Consider the following 2,532-nt stretch of genomic DNA (forward strand, 5'->3'; position numbering starts at 1 on the left):
GAGCGAAAGGAGGTCGACTACCCTCTCCCTTACGTGCGGTGGACGGAGCAGCGGAACCTGCAGGAGTTCCTGCACCTCGTGGCAGCCGGGAAGGTTAGGCTGGCGCCTCTGATAACGCACCGTTTCTCTATCGACGAGGCCGAAAGGGTTTACGACCTGATCCAGCAGGGTAAGGAAAAGTACATTGCTGTGTTGCTGACTTACCCGGAGACACAGGCTTCGCTCGCCCCCCGGGTTGAATTGCGTGTTCCCGCAGTACGGGCGCCGGCCGATGCTGTGCGGCTCGGGGTGATAGGAGCCGGCCTCTTCGCCAATACTACCCTCCTGCCCGTCCTCAAGGGCATGCCAGGAGTGGTTCTGAGGGGAATTGCCACAGCCAGCGGGTTCACCGGGCAGCACGCCGGTTGTAAGTTCGGCTTCGAGTACTGCACTACCGACTACCGCCAGATCCTGGAGGATCCCGAGATAGATGGTGTGCTGATCCTCACGCGGCACAACCTGCACGCCCGCATGGTTGTAGACGCTCTGCATGCGGGCAAGCACGTGTTTGTGGAAAAGCCGCTCGCTCTCTCCACAGACGAGTTGCGGCAGGTCGTGACCGCGTATGAGCCCAACCCCAGGATTCTTATGGTGGGGTTCAACCGGCGATTTTCGCCGTTCACCAGGCGTGCCAGGGAACTCATGTCCCGCACTGGCCCACTTTTCATCCACTGTCGCGTGAACGCGGGGCCGGTTCCCAGGGACAGCTGGGTGGTTGACGCTGACGAGGGAGGGGGCCGCATCCTGGGAGAGGTGTGCCACTTCGTTGATCTCGCCGGGTACCTGGCCGGAGCGAACCCCGTCCTGGTCTATACGGCTGGTCTGCGGGACGGTTCGGGAAAAGTCAGCGCCGACGACGTATCCGTTACCCTGAACCTTGCTGACGGGTCCGTGGCTCAGATCGGCTACGTTGCACGCGGCGACAAGGCTTTTTCCCGCGAGAGAGTTGAGATCTTCGGGGGCGGATCGGTCTGCGTGATCGATGACTTCCGCCGCTTGGTCTACGTGGGTGGCGGCAGAAGGCGTTCTATGGCCGCGCTGAACGTTGATAGGGGTCATAAGGCCGAGATGGAGGAATTCATCAGCGCCGTTGCTGGTAGGCGTGAACCACCGGTGCCTTTCGAAGATTACGTTGCCACCACGATGGCTACGATAGCGGCTCAGGACTCTCTCTTCCGTGGCATTCCGGTCCACATTGAACTGGCCGAACTTCTGGCTGCTTCGGGGGGTCACCAGGGCCAGTGAAGGTACTCTTGCTTACAACCTATTTTCCGCCCGAGGTAGGCGCCGCATCTCACCTGTTTTTCGAGCTGGCCGAGACGCTCGTGCACCGGGGCCACGAGGTCTCGGTTGTAACCGGGTATCCCGGTTATAATGTGGGCTCCAAGCAGATTGCTCAGTACAAACGGGGGCTCCTGATGTCCGAATTCGTGGCAGGGATCAGAGTCCTCAGGATCCGCGCTCCGCGGCTTCCGCACCACATCCCGGTTTTCCGCGGGATGGATCATTTCGTCCGGCCGGCAGCATTGCTGTTGAGGGCCCTTATGCTTGAACGCCATGACGTGGTCCTTGTGTATTCTCCCCCGTTACCCATCGGTTTGTCAGCTTATATCTTGTCGCGATTTAAGGGTATGCCTTCTGTGGTCAATGTTCAAGACCTCTTCCCCAAGGAGGCGGTCGTCACCGGTCTACTCAAAAGCAAGATGCTGATCCGCTTGTTTGAGACGATTGAGCGGTTCATTTACCGGACCGCGGATGCTCTCACCGTTCACTCTCCCGGCAACCGCGAGCACCTGCTGTCGGGTGGGGCACCCGCGGAGAGGGTGCGGGTTATTCCCAACTGGGTCGACGTCGACATGTTCAGGCCGGGTGACCGGATGAATTCCTTCCGGCGCGATCATGGTCTGAACAGCGAGTTCGTGGTGTGCTTCGCTGGCACCATGGGCTACCTCCAGGACATGGACGTCATCCTGGAGGCCGCCTCTTCGCTGCGCGAACACCAGGACATCGTCTTTTTGCTGGTTGGAGACGGGGTTAGGCGGCAAAGCACCGTGGTGCGTGCCGCAACTCTGGGGTTGTCGAACGTGCGCTTCTTGCCCATGCAACCACGGAATGTTTATCCCTTGGTCCTCCAGGGGGCTGACGTATGCCTGGTGACGCTCCAAGCACAACTTACAACGCCGGTGGTGCCTTCCAAGCTCGCAACCATCCTGGCGGCCGGACGACCCGTGGTAGCTAGCATGCCCCTCGACGGCGATGCTCCCAAGATAATCGAGGAGGCAGGATGTGGGTTCTGCGTGCCGGCGGGCGATGCTCGGGGTCTTGCGGGCGCGATCCTCAAGCTTTACCGTGACCCGGCTCTCCGCGAAGAGATGGGTGCCAGGGGGAGGGCTTACGCAGAACGTCATTTCTCCCGGGAGGGTTGCATCGGTCAGTACGAGAAGCTTTTCTCTGAGTTGGTGCGCGCATGAGGCTTGTCGTGATAACTCAGGA

The 2,532-nt window shown here is 60.3% G+C and carries 2 protein-coding genes; both read left to right on the forward strand.

The window, feature by feature from the left end; translation table 11 throughout:
- Nucleotides 1-1,284 (forward strand): Gfo/Idh/MocA family oxidoreductase (locus AB1609_20990; protein MEW6048912.1); only part of this gene is annotated, 1,284 nt, incomplete at its 5' end.
- The gene (locus AB1609_20995; protein MEW6048913.1) at nucleotides 1,281-2,510 is read left to right on the forward strand and encodes a glycosyltransferase family 4 protein; all 1,230 of its coding nucleotides are present in this window, start codon (nucleotides 1,281-1,283) and stop codon (nucleotides 2,508-2,510) included. The genes AB1609_20990 and AB1609_20995, both read left to right, overlap by 4 nt.
- The last annotated feature ends 22 nt before the right edge of the window (nucleotides 2,511-2,532 follow it).

Source organism: Bacillota bacterium, from assembly GCA_040754675.1.
Taxonomy (GTDB): Bacteria; Bacillota; Limnochordia; order Limnochordales; family Geochordaceae; genus Geochorda.